The following is a 14,914-nucleotide window of genomic DNA, read 5'->3' on the forward strand; positions in this document are numbered from 1 at the left end:
CTCGCTCCCCTGATCGTGGCACCGGACTCCCGCGTCGGCATCCGCTGCGCGAGCGCGCGCGCACCACCACTATGGGTCCATGGAGCTGGGGTTCACGGGCGGGATAGCGCTGGTCGTCGTGCTCGGGGTCGTGGGGCAGGTCGCCGCGAAGGCGCTCAAGGTGCCCTCGATCCTGCTGCTGCTCGTGCTGGGGCTGCTGGCCGGTCCGGTGTCGGGGCTCGTCGACCCGGACGCCCTGCTGGGCGACGACCTGTTCCCGCTCGTGTCGATGGCGGTCGGTCTCCTGCTGTTCGAGGAGTCCCTCAAGCTCGACATGAAACGGCTACAGGGCGGGGCGCGGCGTCCGGTCGCGCTGCTCGTGACCCTGGGTGCGGTCCTGACGGGGATCGGGGCGACGCTGATCTGCTGGTGGGTGCTCGACCTGCCGCTGTCCCGGGCCGCGGTCGTCGGGGCCATCCTCATCGTGTCGGGTCCGACGGTCGTCGGGCCGCTGCTCGCCGTGATCCGGCCCAAGCAGCCGCTCGAGTCGGTGCTCGCGTTCGAGGGGATCTTCATCGACCCGATCGGTGCGACGGTCGCGCTCGCGATGGCGAACGTCGCGCTTCACGCGGCCCCCGAGCACCTGGGCGCGACCGCGCTCTCCGGGGTGCTCACGGGGGCGGTCGCCGCGGGTGTCTACGTCGCGGCGGTCAGGTGGGGCAGGGTGCCGGCCGCGACCGAGGTGTCGCTCGCGTTCGCCACGGCGCTCGCGACGTATGCCGTGGCCGAGGCGTTCCACGAGGAGGCGGGCCTGTTCGCGACGACGACGCTGGGCATCGTGCTCGCGAACCAGCGGTGGGCGCGCATCGAGCCGTTGCACGAGTTCGGCAGCCACGTCGGCCTGCTGCTCATCGGGACGCTCTTCATCCTGCTCTCGGCGCGGGTCGATCTCGACGCACTCGTGGCGTACGCCCTGCCGACGCTCGCGATCGTCGCGCTCCTGGTCCTGGTCCTGCGCCCGCTCGTCGCGTCGGTCGCGACGACGGGCAGCGTCCTGTCGAGCCGAGAACGGGTCATGGTCGGCTGGATGGCGCCGCGCGGGATCGTCGCGGCGTCGACCGCGTCGGTCTTCGCGCTGCGCTTCGAGGACGACGGCCAGCCGTTCGAGCAGCTCGTCCCGGTGGTCTTCGGCGTGATCCTCCTGACGGCGGTCGTCTACGGCCTCACGGGTCCGTGGGTCGCGGCTCGCCTGGGCGTGCGGTCGCCCGGCCCGGAGGACCTGGACGAGGACGGGGTGCCGGTCGCGGAGGGACGCACGTCCGGCTGAGCCCAGACGCGCAGCAGGCACCGGGAGCACGGCGCACCGAGCCCGTGCGCGCCCGGACCTTCCTGCCCGACGGCGTGGGCGCACCACGCGTGCGCGTGCGTTCGCTACGTTCGCCCCATGACGAGCGACGCGAGCACCACCCCGGAGCCGGCCCCTGGGGCGTCGGTCGCCCCGGTGACCGACCCCGACCGGCCCCGAGACTTCCTGGCGCTCTCCGCGGACGACCCGCGCAAGCCACCCCGCTGGTTGCCGCGCGCGCTGTTCATGACCGTCGTCGCGGTCTTCGTCGGGATCTTCGCCTGGTACGCGATCGGCACGCTCGAGAGCCTCGGCGTCAACATCCTCATCGCGTTCTTCATCGCCCTCGCGCTCGAGCCGATCGTGGTGTGGCTGGTGCGGCACGGGTGGCGGCGGGGTGCGGCCGCGGCGACGGCGCTGCTGGGTGGGCTGGTGCTCGTCGTGGGCATCTTCGCGCTCTTCGGCAACCTGTTCGTGCAGCAGCTCGTCCAGCTCGTCCAGTCGATCCCTGCCCTCTACACCGACATCCAGGAGTTCGTCTCGACGAGGTTCGACGTCGACATCCCGAGCTCGGACGAGCTCCTCAAGCAGGGCTTCAACGAGTTCGGCGAGGACGTCGCGTCGGGCGCGCTGGTCGTCGGGACGACGATCGTGGGCGTGATCTTCGCGTTCCTGACGATCATGCTCGTGACGTACTACCTGCTCGCGGCGGGGCCCAAGTTCCGGGTCGCGATCTGCCGCTGGCTCACGCCGAACCGTCAGCAGGAGGTCCTGCGCCTGTGGGAGATCACGCAGGTCAAGGTCTCCGACTTCATCAACTCGCGCATCGTCCTCGCCGCGCTGTCGAGCGTGTTCACGTTCGTCTTCCTGCTGATCCTCGGCACGGACTACGCCTTGCCGTTGTCGGTGTTCGTGGGCGTCGTGTCGCAGTTCGTGCCGACGATCGGCACGTACATCGGCGGCGCGCTGCCCGTGATCGTGGCGCTCACGTCGCAGGGGCTGCCGCAGGCCCTCGCGGTCCTCATCTTCATCGTCGCGTACCAGCAGCTCGAGAACCTGTACTTCTCGCCCAAGGTCTCGGCGCGGGCCCTGGAGATGAACCCTGCGGTGTCGTTCGTGGTCGTGCTCGCGTTCGGGGCGGTGTTCGGCGCGCTCGGGGCGTTCCTGTCGCTCCCGATCGCCGCGACCATCCAGGCCGTCGCGAACACGTACATCCAGCGGCACGAGCTCGTCGACTCGCACATGCTGCACGACCCGGGCCACGGCAAGGGCGACGGCAAGGGCGACGACCCGGACGAGGACCTGGACGAGAAGGACGGCGGACTGACGCGGCGCCGTCGGGCGAACCGCAAGGCCGGCCGCGACGCCGCGCGCACCGTCGACGAGCGGCACGCCGACGGCATCGAGTAGCGCCAGCACGACGCCTGCCCGGAGCGGACGCGCTCGTCGCGCAGACGACATCACCCCCGCGTGACGGTCAACGCTAGGGTGCCCGGATGACCGAGGCCCCCACCGTGACCGTCCGTCCCGCGACCCGCGGCGACCTGCCCGTGGTCGCGGAGATCGCGGCGCACTACGTCCTGCACACGGTCTCGACGTTCCAGACCGAGCCGCTTCCGCTCGCGGGCTGGGAGGAGCGGTGGGAGTCGCTGCGGGAGGCGGGCCGCCCGTTCCTCGTCGTCACCGTGCCGGGCGCCCCCGGCCTGCCCGACGACGTCGCCGGGTTCGCGTACGTGGGCGCCTGGCGCGAGCGGCCCGCCTACGCGGCGACGGGCGAGGACACCATCTACCTCGCACCCGGCAGCGAGGGGCGCGGCCTCGGTCGGGCACTCCTGACGGCGCTCCTGACCGCGGCCGCGGAAGCGGGGGTGCGCGAGCTCGTCGCGGTCGTGAGCGACGCCGACTCGCCCGCGTCCGTGGCGCTTCACGAGAAGCTGGGCTTCCGGCACGTCGGGCGCCTCGAACGGGTCGGGTTCAAGCACGGCCGGTGGCTCGACACGGTGCTGCTCCAGCGCTCGCTGGGCTGACTCCCCGGGCGAGGCTTCCCGCCCGGGGCGCGCGGCGCCGTCGGGCCTGCGTCAGAACGCCGAGACGTCCCACGGCGCACGCTGCGGCCTGCTCAGGGCGCGCAGCACGGCCGTCTGCCCGTGGCGGCGCACCGACACCGCGGTCAGGACACCGAGGACGTCCGCGACGACGTCGTCCCCGAACAGCGGGGTCGGCAGGGCCACGCTCGCCGCGAGGTCGTCGCTGTGGACCGTGAGCTCGACGAGCCGCGTGAGCAGGTAGTCCTCGGTCATCAAGGACCAGGACAACCACGCGGGCGAGACGACGGCGGGAGCATCGGGGTCAGCGAGCAGCTCGACGACCCGGTCGAGCGCGTCGCGCCCACGGCCCAGGACCGCCTCCGGACCGTCGCCGGCCAGTGCGTCACTGCGTTCCCGCACGCCGACGTTGGCCGGGGCGTCGAGGTCGGCCCCGACCCACTCGGCGCGCGCGTAGTGGTCGTGCACGCCGACGACCTCACGTCGTACCGCGGGCGACTCGAGCACGAGACCGGTGTGGACGACCTGCTGGAGCAGATGGTAGGTCAGCCCGCCGACGCTCATGCCGGCGCATGCGCTCTCGACGGACCAGGCGGCGGCGACCTCGGGCCGGGACGCGAGGTCGAGAGCGCTGCGGGCGGTCGCGACGAAGGAGGTGCGGTCCATGCCGCACAGGGTAGGCCTGCGGCAGGCCCTGCGTCCGCGCCCGTGGCACGATGGACAGATGATCCGACCTCTGCTCGTCGGAGTGCACCCGGGCCAGCACCCGGACATCGTGCAGCGCGCCGCCGGTTTCGCGCACGCCCTGGGGACGACGGTCGTGTGCGTGTGGGTCGACGTCGGGCCGGTGCCGGACGACGACTCCGCGACGCAGCGCCTGCGCGCCGAGCTCGACCGTGCGCTGCACGGCACGGGCGTCGCGTGGAGCCTCGTCGTCGCGGGCGACGGAGACGTCGCCCGTCGGCTCGACGAGGCCGCGATGAGCCACGACGCCGCGATCGTCGTGGTCGGTGCGCACCGTGCGGGCGCCGACGGCTGGCGCAACGAGGCCCTGGGCGGCTCGGTCGCGGGGAGGCTGTCGCACCTGCAGCACCGGCCCGTCGTCGTGCTGCCCGTGCTGCCCGCCCCCAGCGAGGGCGAGCCGGACGAGGACTGAGTCCTCCCGCACCGGGTGCCCGGCCGGACCGCCCGACCTCCCGGGACATCGGCCCCTGCCGCCTGGGACGCGTCCCGCCCCACGCTCGTCGTGTCAACCACCCACGGCCGCCGCCCGCCCGGGCCCGGCCCACGACACGCAGGGGTTCCACCATGACCGCTCGACCGACAACCTCCGTCACCCCCGGGACCGCACTCGCCCACGGGCACCCCGCCCGCACGTCCCGCGCCTGGGCGTGGACCGGCGTCGCGACCGGCGTCCTGGGCATCGTCTCCGTCCAGGCCTCGATGGCGCTCGGCGCGAACTGGGAGCAGACCGCAGGGGACGCCGACGCGATCGTCGCCGACCTCGCGGGCAAGACGTCCACCCTCCTCGTCTTCCACACCGCGACCGTCCTGGTCGCGGTCCTCGTCCTGGTCTTCGCGGCAGGGCTCAAGCGTCGGCTCGACGTCCAGGCCCCGGCGGGCAGCCTCCTGCCGACGGTCGCGGGCTCGGGCCTGGTCCTGACGTCGGTCGCGGCGCTCATGGGCTCGGGGCTCGACACCCAGTTCATGTTCGGCTTCACCGAGGTCGACAAGATCGTCCCCGAGTCGGGCGCGTTCTACGCCGACTGGGTCGCGACCGTCCCGTGGCTGTGGGTCGGCGCGGGCCTGACCGCGGTCGCGGTGGCCGTGGCCTCGCTGCGGCACGGTGCCGCGCCACGCTGGATCGGCGTCGTGAGCCTGCTCCTGGGCGGTCTCACGCTGCTCGTGGGCGTCTCGCCGCTGCAGTACATGGCGGGCTTCGTGGGTCCGTTGTGGCTCACGGTCGCGGCGCTCGGTTTCGCGCTGGGCGACCGTCGCTGACCTGCCCGACGGCGCAACCCCACCACCGTGGACACGCCCCCTCCGGCACCGGTCGTCCCGGGCCGCGCGACCGGTCCCGCCCCTCTCCACGGGGGCGGGACCGGTCGTTGCCGTGCCGCCCGAGGTGGGGGTGGAATCGCTCCCGACCTCTGTCGCCCGAAGGGTCGCGCCCCCTACCGTGGCGCTGTGGGCGCTGTCGCAGGGGATGAACCGCCGGAGCCGTCCGGCCGGCGGGGCGTGCCCGCCGGCCTGCCCCGGACGGCCCTCGCCATCGCCGTCGCGTCGTGGCTCCTGGGCGTCTCGGCGCTCGTCCTGCAGCTCACGTCGGGCGTGGACGTGCTGCTCGGGGACCTGCTGTTCGTCGTCGTGGACGCCATGGTGGCGCTCGTCTACGGCTCGGTGGGCGCGATCATCCTGTCGCGGAGGCGGCACGTCGTCGGGTGGTTGGTCGCGCTCGCGGGCATCGGCGGCGGTCTCGCCGCCCTGGGTGGGGGCTGGCGCAGCTTCGCGAGCACGCACCCCGGCCTGCCACCACTCGAACCGCTCGCCGCGGCGTACGGTCTCGCGTGGGTGCCGGGGACGATCGGGCTGTTCGTGCTCGTGCCGTGGTTCGTGCGCGACCACCCGTTGTCCGTGGGGGCGTGGCTCGGGGTCGCGGGCGGTGCGGGCTCGATCCTGTTCTTCCTGCTCGCGCCGGTCGACGACCCGCGCCCGGCCATCCTCGGCGTCGTCGTCATGGGGCTCGTGACCGCGGCCGCGACGTGGTGGCGCCACCGGCACGGACCGCCCGAGGAACGCCGCGGCCTCGGGCTGCTGGCCCTCGGCACGGCGATCATGGCGCTGTCGTTCCTTCCGCTGCTCGGGACGTGGGACGCACCGGACGTGATCCTCGCGCTGCCCCTGGCCCACCTCGCGTGCCAGGCGCTGTTCCCCGCGGCGCTGCTCGTCTCGGTCCTGCGCAACCGGCTGTGGGGGCTCGACCTCGCGCTGAGCCGCGCGACGATCGCCGCGCTCCTGACGCTCGCCCTCGTCGCGGTCTACGTCACGCTCGTGGTCGCGGTGACCGCACTCGTCGGCAGTCGGCCGCTCGCCCAGGTCCTCGCGGCCGTCGGGGTCGTCCTCGCAGTCCAGCCCGCGCGCACGTGGCTCCAGCGGCGGGTGCGCTCCCTGGTCTACGGCGAGACCGCCGACCCCGGACGGGCCGTGCTACGCATGGGCCGCCAGCTCGGTGTCGCGGCGACCGCCGAGGAGCTGCTGCACGGGCTCGTCGCCTCGATCGGCGAGTCGCTCAGGCTCGAGTCGGTCACGCTCACGAGCGGCGGGACGCCACCGCGCGCCCGCACCGACGTCGCGCCGGGCGCGGAGGTTGCGGCCGGCGGCGGGCCGGGTGCGCAGGGCGGGACGCCACCGACCGTCGAGGCGTCCTGGGGCCGTCCGACGGGCACGCACGTCACGCACGTGCCCGTCGAGCACGGCGGCCGGGTTCTCGGGGACCTCGCCGTCACGCCTCGCGCGGGCGAACGGCTCGACGGTCGGACCCGCGACGCGCTCGCCCAGCTCGTGCCCGTCGTCGCCGCAGGCCTCGCGCTCGCGAGCGGCGCGCGCGATCTCGAGCAGGCCAAGGACGCCGTGACCCGGGCGCGTCTCGCCGAACGGCGACTCGTCCGCCGCGAGCTGCACGACGGCGTCGGGCCGTGGTTGAGCGGGCTGCGGCTCGGGCTGCAGGGCGCGCGCAACACCCTCGCGACCGACCCGGCCGCCGCAGCCGCGGTGCTCGAGGCGCTCCAACGCGAGGTCGAGCAGCGGGTCGGAGACGTGCGCACGCTCTCGCGCAGCCTGCTCCCGCCCGCGCTCGACGAGGCCGGGCTCGAGGCCGCGCTGCACGACCTCGCCGACCACCACGACGCGAACGGCTTCGCGGTCGAGGTCCTGTGCGGGCCGTGGGACGACCTCGACACGCGCGTCGCCGCCGCGGCCTACGCGATCGCGAGCGAGGCCGTGATCAACGCGTCCCGGCACAGCGGGGCCGCGGGCTGCCGCGTCGAGGTCGCGGCCCACCCGCCGGGCCTGCCCGGGACGCTCGACGGGTGGACGCACCTGGTCGTGACGTGCGACGACGCGGGCTCCGGCGTCGGGCAGGACGCGCGCGCCGGCGTCGGGACGCGGTCCATGCGGGAGCGCGCCGAGGAGCTCGGTGGGACGCTGGACATCACCTCGCTCGCACCGCGCGGAACGCGCGTGCGGGCCGTCCTCCCCCGGAAGGTCCTGCTGTGAGCGTGATCCGCGTGGCCCTGGTCGACGACCACCCCGTGTTCCGCATCGGGATGGCGGCGCTGCTCGACTCGCTCGACGGCGTGAGCGTCGTGGCGCAGGCCGCGAGCGCCGCCGAGGCCCGCGACGTCCTGGGCGCGCCCGACGACCTGGACCTGGTCGTCATGGACCTCGACCTGGGCGACGGGTCGGGCGTCGAGCTCACGCGGGACCTGACGCATGACCGCCCGGACGTGCCCGTGCTCGTCATGACGATGCACGAGGACGACGACTCGGTCGCGGCCTGCCTGCGCGCCGGGGCGCGCGGGTACCTCGTGAAGTCGGCGTCGCCGCACGAGGTCGAGCGGGCCGTGCGGGCCGTCGCGAACGGCGAGCTGATCCTGGCGCCGGGGGTCGCGGCGCGCGCCGTGGCGAACGTGCTGGGCGGCGGGTCGCGGGCTGCGGTGCCGTTCCCGCAGCTCACCGACCGCGAGCGCGAGGTGCTCGCGCTGGTCGCCGCGGGGCTCGACAACACTGCGATCTCGCGGCGGCTGACCCTGAGCACCAAGACGGTGCGCAACTACGTCGCGGGCGTGCTCGCCAAGCTGGCGCTGCGTGACCGGGCCGCGGCGATCGTGGCGGCCCGTGAGGCGGGCCTGGTCCCTGACCGGACGACGTCGCCCCGCTGAGCGGGCGGCGCCCCGCGGAGCCGGCCGCGCCCCGCTGAGTGCGGAGTAGTTGTCGTGGATCCGGCCGATCGACGACAACTACTCCGCACTCACGGGGCCTCGACGTGCCAGAACCTGTCGGTCGTCCGGTCGTGGCGCAGGACGGGAGCAGCAGGGTCCCTCTCCGCGAACAGCCGGCCCGACGGCGGAGCGCACCTTCCGCGTCGAGGGTGCGCTCCGGCGTCGGGCCGGGGTCCGTCACGGGTGGACGAGGATCTTCACCGCGGTCTCGTTGCGGCGGACCAGGGTGTCGAAGCCCTTGCTCACGAGGTCCTCGAGCGGGATCTTCGCCGTGATGAACGGCGCGAGGTCAATCTTGCCCTCCTGGACCAGCCGGATCGTCTCGGCGTGGTCGCGCACGTAGGCGATCGTGCCGCGCAGGTCGATCTCCTTGAGGACGAGCTTGCGCATGTCCACCGCGGCGGTCTTGCCCCAGATCGACACGACCACGATCACGCCTGCGGGGCGGACCGCGTCGAAGAGCTGGTCGAGGACTGCGTTGACGCTCGTGCACTCGAAGGCCACGTCGACGCCCTTGCCGCCCGTGATCTCGCGGACGCGGGAGATCAGGTTGTCCTGCGTGGGGTCGACGACGTGGTCGGCGACGTGCGTCTCGCGTGCCGTGGTCTTCCGCGCGTCCGAGACCTCGGACATGATGACCGTGACGCCCCGGGCCTTGAGGACCGCGGCCGTGAGCAGACCGATCGGGCCCGCGCCGCCGACGAGCGCGACGTCGCCGGCCTGCGCGCCCGAGCGCACGACCGCGTGGTGCGCGACCGACAGGGGCTCGATGAGAGCCGCCTGGTCGAGCGGGATGTCGCCCACGGGGTGGACCCAGCGACGGTCGACGACGACCTTCTCCGAGAGTCCACCGCCACCGCCGGCCAGACCGATGAAGCCCATCTTGACGCACAGGTGGTAGTCGCCGGCGTCGCACTGCGCGCACTCGCCGCACACGACGTACGGCTCGACGACCACCGACTCGCCGACCGTGAGGTCGTCGACGCCCTCGCCCAGCGCGGCCACGGTGCCGGAGAACTCGTGCCCCATGGTCACGGGCATCTCTTCGCGGGTCAGCGGGTGCGGGCGCCCAGGGGCGGGGACGAAGATCGGCCCTTCGAGGTACTCGTGCAGGTCAGAGCCGCAGATCCCGCACCATGCGACGTCGATCGCGACCGCGCCGGGCCGCAGCTCGGGGGCCGGGACGTCCTCGATGCGGATGTCTCGTCGTCCGTGGAAACGTGCAGCCTTCATGTCCTCGCCACGCCTTCTCTCGTAGGTCGCTGGGTTCCTGACAGGCGGCGCGGAAGGTGCCGTCCGGGAGCCCTGGGCTCTTGTCACCATAGGTGCGTGACCTGCGGGAGAAGCCCGCCAAAGGTCCCGAACCGGATGTGACATGCCCCTCGTCCCTGTGTCAGGTCGCACGATCCGGTCGTCACGTCGGAGCAGCCCCCCGTGGGCCGCCACCGGTACGTTGGGGACCATGACGGACCCGGCGACGCCCGCTCCCCTGCGCGACACCCAGCTCCCCGGCAGCGGCGGCCTGCTGCTCCTCGACTCCGCGTCGCAGTACTTCCGCGCCTTCTTCGGCGTCCCGGACTCGGTCAAGGCCCCGGACGGCACGCCCGTGAACGCGGTGCGGGGCTTCCTCGACACCATCGCGGTGCTCGTGGCCGAGCGTCGACCCGCGCGCCTCGTGGCCTGCTGGGACGACGACTGGCGTCCCGCGTTCCGCGTCGACGCGATCCCGTCCTACAAGGCCCACCGCATCGCGACCGAGGTCCCCGGCACCACGGGCATCGAGGAGGTGCCCGAGGCCCTGACCGCACAGGTCCCGATCATCGTCGACGTCCTCGCGGCCCTCGGCGTCGCGCGGGTCGGCTGCCCCGGCTACGAGGCGGACGACGTGATCGGCACGCTCGTCGAGCGCGAGTCGGTCCGGCGGCGCGTCCTGCGCGAGGCGGGCGGAGAGCCCGGGGCGAGCGTCGCCGTCGGGCAGGCGGAGGCCGATGCCGGGCCGGTCGAGGTCGTCACGGGAGACCGCGACCTGTTCCAGCTCGTCGACGACGACGTGCCCGTGCGCGTCCTGTACACCGCGCGCGGCCTCAAGAAGCTCGACGTCGTGGACGTCGAGCGCCTCGCCGAACGCTACGGCGTGACGTCGGGCCAGGCGTACGCGGACATGGCCGCGCTGCGCGGTGACCCGAGCGACGGCCTGCCGGGTGTCGCGGGCATCGGCGAGAAGACCGCGGCGGGCATGCTGGCCAGGTACGGGGACCTCGCGGGTATCCTGCGCGCTCGCGACGAGGGCGACCCGGGCCTGAGCCCGACGCAGCGCCGCCGGCTCACCGAGGCCGCAGACTACCTGGCCGTCGCGCCGCTCGTGGTCCAGGTCGCGCGTGACGCGGCCGTCCCCCCGGTGCCCGACGACGTCCCGTCCGCTCCTGCGGACGCTGCGGCTCTCGACGAGCTCGCCACGCGATGGGGGCTGCGGTCGAGCGTGGACCGGGTCCTGGAGGCGTTCGCGTCGGTGCGGTGAACGGCCCTGGCCCTCGATGGTTGACACCGCTGTCATCAGTGCAGGATCGTACGAGGACGTCGCCCCCGACCGGCCTGGAGCCCTGATGCCCTCTCACGCCCCGCACGTCCTCGTCGTCGGCGAGGCGCTCGTCGACGAGGTCCGACGTGCCGACGGCACGACCGCCGAGCACCCCGGCGGCAGCCCCGCCAACGTCGCGCTGACCCTCGGCCGGCTCGGGCGCGACGTCCGGCTCGCGGCCCACCTCGGCCGCGACGAGCGCGGCGAGCAGATCCGCACCTGGCTCGCCGACTCGGGCGTCGCCCTCACCCCCGGGTCCGACGGCGCCGCCGCCACGAGCGTCGCACGCGCGGTCCTCGACGGGTCGGGGGCCGCGACGTACGACTTCGCGATCACGTGGGACCTGGCCCCCGGCACCGCCGCGACCGGCTCGACGCTCGCCGTCCACACCGGATCGATCGCAGCGGTCCTCGAACCTGGCGCGAGCGCCGTCCACGACCTGGTGCTCGCAGCGCGCGAGCGCTCGACCATCACCTACGACCCCAATGCCCGCCCCAGTCTCATGGGCACCCCCGAGGCCGCGCTCGCCCGGATCGAGCCGCTCGTCGCCGCTGCAGACGTCGTCAAGGTCAGCGACGAGGACGTCGAGTGGCTGTACCCGGGCGCCGAGCCCGTGGAGGTCGCGCGCACGTGGGCCAGGGCGCCCGGGGCAGAGCAGGGACCCGCGATCGTCGTCGTGACTCTCGGCGGCGAGGGAGCGGTCGCGGTGTGCGCGGCGGGCGAGGTCCGCGTCGAGGCACCGCGGGTCGACGTCGTGGACACCGTGGGCGCGGGCGACACCTTCATGGGGGCGCTCATCGACGGGCTCTGGGAGCGGGACCTCCTGGGCGGCGACCGGCGCGACGCGCTCCGATCCGTCGACCTGGACGTGCTGACCGCGGTGCTCGAACGGTGCGTGGCGGCCGCCGCGATCACGGTCTCGCGTGCAGGGGCGAACCCGCCGCGACGCGCGGAGCTCCCGAACACGCACGCCTGACCGCCGAGGGTGACGCACTCCCCCGCCGAGGGTGACGCCCCTGGCCGCCGAGGTTGACGCACCCGTCACCCTCGGCAGACGCGCCCGTCACCCTCGGCGGCCGTACCCGTCACCCTCGGCGGACGCACCCGTCACCCTCGGCGTTCGGCTCGGGCGCCCGAGATGTGCGAAGGTGCAGCGGTGACTTCGTACCGGGTGAGCCTCGTCGTCGGGATGCTGCGCCCTGGCGCGTCCCCGGAAGCCGTGCTGCCTGCGGCAGCCGCCGCGGCCCGCGAGGTGACCGAGGTCGAGTCCTACGACCTGGGGATCGTGAGCGGCGAGGCCCGGGTCACGGTGCGTTTCCTCGCCGAGGACGACGACCAGGCCGCCGAGATCGCGCGCGCGGTCCGAGCCGCGGCGGGTGCCTTCGTCGAGGTCGGCGGCGCGGTCTTCACGCGCCGCTACGGACCGAAGTGGCACCCCGTCGCGGGCGGCATCCACCGCTGACCGGCACGTCCGCCGCTGTCCACGACCGGACCGAGGCCGTACCGGGACGGGCGTTCTCACGGGCCGGACGGGTATCGTGTCGCGTCCGGGCTCGGACGCGCACCACGCCCGGAGACCGTAGGTTGGACACATGCTTGCCGCCTACGTGACGCACTTCGACCAGCAGGACCCGCTCGCAGGACTGACCGTGGGAGACCGGCCCGCGCCGGAGCCCCGGGAGAACTGGTCGGTGGTGGACGTCCGCGCTGCGAGCCTCAACCACCACGACCTGTGGTCGCTGCGCGGGGTCGGGCTGCGTGCGGAGCAGCTCCCGATGATCCTCGGCACCGACGCTGCGGGGATCGCCCCCGACGGGACCGAGGTCGTCGTCCACGGCGTGATCGGCGCCGACGGGCACGGGGTGGGGCCCGCGGAGTCGCGCACGCTCCTGTCCGAGAAGTACGCGGGGACGCTGGCCGAGCAGGTCGCCGCGCCCACGAAGAACCTGATCCCCAAGCCGCCGGAGCTCACGTTCGTCGAGGCGGCCTGCCTCCCGACGGCGTGGCTCACCGCCTACCGCATGCTCTTCAGCGTCGCGGGGCTCGGCCCGGGCGACCGCGTGCTCGTCCAGGGTGCGGGGGGCGGCGTCGCGAGCGCCGCGACGCGCCTCGCGAGCGCGGCCGGCGTCGAGGTGTTCGTGACGTCGCGTTCGTCGGCCAAGCGGGCACGGGCCCTGCAGAACGGCGCCTCGGCGGTCTTCGAACCCGGTGCCCGGCTCCCTGCGCGGGTCGACGCCGTGATCGAGACCGTCGGTCAGGCCACGTGGTCGCACTCGATGCGTTCGGTCCGCCCGGGCGGGACGGTCGTCGTCGCGGGGGCCACCTCCGGGGACGCGAGCCCGGCCGAGCTGTCCCGCGTCTTCTTCCAGGAGATCACCGTGCGGGGAGTGACGATGGGCTCGCGCGAGGATCTCGCGGCCCTGCTGCGGTTCCTCGCCCGCACCGACGTCCGCCCGGCGATCGACGAGGTCTTCCCGCTCGCCCGGGCCGCGGCCGGCCTCGCACGGCTCGACGCCGGGGAGCACTACGGGAAGATCGTGCTCACGACATGAGCAAGGACGCAGAGCCGGGGGGACCGCGTGCCGATCGGGCGCGAACGACGTCCGGGTCCGGGGCGGAGCCCCTCTCCGGTGCCGGCACCGACGCCACTGACACCGCAGGCTCCGCGCTGCCCGACGCCGGGACGCGGGCGACGGGCTCGGCCGGCCCGCTCGAGCGGACGGTGTCGCCGCGCATCGCAGGTTCCCGACGCCGCCCCCGGACTGCTGCTCCCCGGACCCTCACCCTGGGGCAGCTGCGGGCACCGCTCGCCGAGTCGTCCGCACTCGTCACGGCAGGGTCTCGCGGCCCGACCCCGCGGCCACGCGTCCGACCGCAGCGCGGGCGGTGGGAGGAGGACGTCCTCGGGCCGGACTACCGCCGTCTCACCCTCCAGCTCACGCCCGACGACGAGGGCGAGGTCGTGGCGACCCTCGTCCGCTACGACCCGCCGACCGTGGAGGCCGTCCGGCCCGCGCGCGCAGTCCTGTACGTCCACGGGTGGAGCGACTACTTCTTCCAGACCGAGCTCGCCGAGTACTGGCATGCACAAGGTGCGGCGTTCTACGCGGTGGACCTGCGCAAGTACGGACGCAGCCTCCGGTCGCACCAGACCCCGGGGTACATGGAGCACCTGCACGAGTACGACGAGGACCTCGAGACCGCGCTCGCCATGATCCACATCGAGCTCGGGGCGCACGCCTCGATCATGCTGGTCGGCCACTCGACCGGTGGCCTGACCGGGGTCCTGTGGGCGAACCGCAACCCGGGGCGGCTCCACGGGCTGGTGCTGAACAGCCCATGGCTGGAGCTGCAGGGTTCGTCGACCGTCAGGACGGTCTCCTCCCCCGCGATCCGCCAGCTCGCCCGCTTCCAGCCCAAGGCACCCTTGCCGAACATCGACGCGGGGTACTACGCGCGCACGTTGCGCGACCTCGAGAGCGGCGGTTGGGAGTTCAACCCCGAGTGGCGGCCCGTGCCGTCGTTCCCCGTCCGGGCCGGCTGGCTGCGCGGAATCATCGAAGGGCACGCGACCGTGGCGGCCGGGTTGTCGGTGACCTGCCCGATCATCGTCCTGACATCCGACCGCACCCTCATCAGCCCGCGGTGGAGCGAGGACATGCGGGCGGCGGACATCGTGCTCGACGTCGAGCTCCTCGCCCGGCGTGCACCGAACCTCGGGCCCGTGGTGACGATCGCCCGCATCCCCGGGGGGATACACGACCTCACGTTGTCCGGTCCTGGACCGCGGCGCAGGTTCTACCGCGAGATCACCCGGTGGCTGGCGGGCTACGGCTGGAGCTGACCGCGGTCGACACGGAATAAATCTGGGTATGCCAAAGGCCCACCCCGTGTGGGGTGGGCCTTTGGTGAATGGTTGTCCGGCGGCGACCTACTCTCCCACCCCGTCTCCAGGGCAGTACCATCG

Annotated in this window: 14 protein-coding genes; 12 read left to right on the forward strand and 2 right to left on the reverse strand. The window is 73.8% G+C overall.

Features of this window, described 5'->3' with window-relative positions; all coding sequences use genetic code 11:
- The first annotated feature begins 79 nt into the window (after positions 1-79).
- The 3 genes from IE95_RS0104460 to IE95_RS0104470 all read left to right on the forward strand — a co-directional run bounded on the left by IE95_RS0104460 (position 80) and on the right by IE95_RS0104470 (position 3,351).
- Positions 80-1,306 (forward strand): cation:proton antiporter, encoded by a 1,227-nt coding sequence (locus IE95_RS0104460; RefSeq protein WP_051702719.1) that lies wholly within the window; start codon positions 80-82, stop codon positions 1,304-1,306.
- Between the two features lie 117 nt (positions 1,307-1,423).
- Positions 1,424-2,734 carry an AI-2E family transporter gene (locus tag IE95_RS0104465; RefSeq protein WP_084689802.1) on the forward strand — a complete coding sequence of 437 codons (1,311 nt, stop codon included), beginning with the start codon at positions 1,424-1,426 and terminating at the stop codon, positions 2,732-2,734.
- Between the two features lie 86 nt (positions 2,735-2,820).
- Positions 2,821-3,351: a GNAT family N-acetyltransferase gene (locus IE95_RS0104470; RefSeq protein WP_030150431.1), complete on the forward strand. Its 531-nt coding sequence runs from the start codon at positions 2,821-2,823 to the stop codon at positions 3,349-3,351.
- A 51-nt stretch (positions 3,352-3,402) separates the two neighbouring features.
- On the opposite strand, the gene IE95_RS0104475 is transcribed toward IE95_RS0104470, so the two are convergent.
- The gene (locus IE95_RS0104475) at positions 3,403-4,035 is read right to left on the reverse strand and encodes a maleylpyruvate isomerase N-terminal domain-containing protein (RefSeq protein ID WP_030150432.1); all 633 of its coding nucleotides are present in this window, start codon (positions 4,033-4,035) and stop codon (positions 3,403-3,405) included.
- Positions 4,036-4,093: 58 nt separating this feature from the next.
- Here IE95_RS0104475 and IE95_RS0104480 point away from each other — a divergent pair, with 58 nt between their 5' ends.
- From IE95_RS0104480 to IE95_RS0104495, 4 genes are all read left to right on the forward strand, one after another.
- On the forward strand, positions 4,094-4,525 hold the full coding sequence (locus IE95_RS0104480) for a universal stress protein (RefSeq protein WP_030150433.1): 432 nt from the start codon (positions 4,094-4,096) through the stop codon (positions 4,523-4,525).
- 152 nt (positions 4,526-4,677) lie between these two features.
- On the forward strand, positions 4,678-5,370 hold the full coding sequence (locus IE95_RS0104485; RefSeq protein WP_030150434.1) for a hypothetical protein: 693 nt from the start codon (positions 4,678-4,680) through the stop codon (positions 5,368-5,370).
- 186 nt (positions 5,371-5,556) lie between these two features.
- On the forward strand, positions 5,557-7,644 hold the full coding sequence (locus tag IE95_RS0104490) for a sensor histidine kinase (protein ID WP_240666309.1): 2,088 nt from the start codon (positions 5,557-5,559) through the stop codon (positions 7,642-7,644).
- The gene (locus IE95_RS0104495) at positions 7,641-8,309 is read left to right on the forward strand and encodes a response regulator (RefSeq protein WP_030150436.1); all 669 of its coding nucleotides are present in this window, start codon (positions 7,641-7,643) and stop codon (positions 8,307-8,309) included. Before IE95_RS0104490 ends, IE95_RS0104495 begins: the two co-directional genes overlap by 4 nt.
- A gap of 237 nt (positions 8,310-8,546) precedes the next feature.
- Here IE95_RS0104495 and IE95_RS0104500 read toward each other — a convergent pair whose 3' ends face one another.
- Positions 8,547-9,602: a 2,3-butanediol dehydrogenase gene (locus IE95_RS0104500; RefSeq protein WP_030150437.1), complete on the reverse strand. Its 1,056-nt coding sequence runs from the start codon at positions 9,600-9,602 to the stop codon at positions 8,547-8,549.
- Positions 9,603-9,831: 229 nt separating this feature from the next.
- On the opposite strand from IE95_RS0104500, the gene IE95_RS0104505 reads away from it, so the two are divergent.
- The 5 genes from IE95_RS0104505 (at position 9,832) to IE95_RS0104525 (ending at position 14,791) form a co-directional block, all read left to right on the forward strand.
- Positions 9,832-10,887 (forward strand): 5'-3' exonuclease, encoded by a 1,056-nt coding sequence (locus tag IE95_RS0104505; protein ID WP_051702720.1) that lies wholly within the window; start codon positions 9,832-9,834, stop codon positions 10,885-10,887.
- Between the two features lie 85 nt (positions 10,888-10,972).
- Complete coding sequence (locus IE95_RS0104510) at positions 10,973-11,923, forward strand: carbohydrate kinase family protein (protein WP_030150439.1); 951 nt, start codon at positions 10,973-10,975, stop codon at positions 11,921-11,923.
- Positions 11,924-12,103: 180 nt separating this feature from the next.
- On the forward strand, positions 12,104-12,409 hold the full coding sequence (locus IE95_RS18670; protein WP_036570854.1) for a hypothetical protein: 306 nt from the start codon (positions 12,104-12,106) through the stop codon (positions 12,407-12,409).
- A 130-nt stretch (positions 12,410-12,539) separates the two neighbouring features.
- Positions 12,540-13,499 carry a zinc-binding dehydrogenase gene (locus IE95_RS0104520; RefSeq protein WP_030150441.1) on the forward strand — a complete coding sequence of 320 codons (960 nt, stop codon included), beginning with the start codon at positions 12,540-12,542 and terminating at the stop codon, positions 13,497-13,499.
- Complete coding sequence (locus IE95_RS0104525; protein WP_084689803.1) at positions 13,496-14,791, forward strand: alpha/beta hydrolase; 1,296 nt, start codon at positions 13,496-13,498, stop codon at positions 14,789-14,791. Before IE95_RS0104520 ends, IE95_RS0104525 begins: the two co-directional genes overlap by 4 nt.
- Positions 14,792-14,914: the final 123 nt, after the last annotated feature.

It is taken from the genome of Oerskovia turbata (genome assembly GCF_000718325.1).
Lineage (GTDB): Bacteria > Actinomycetota > Actinomycetes > Actinomycetales > Cellulomonadaceae > Oerskovia > Oerskovia turbata.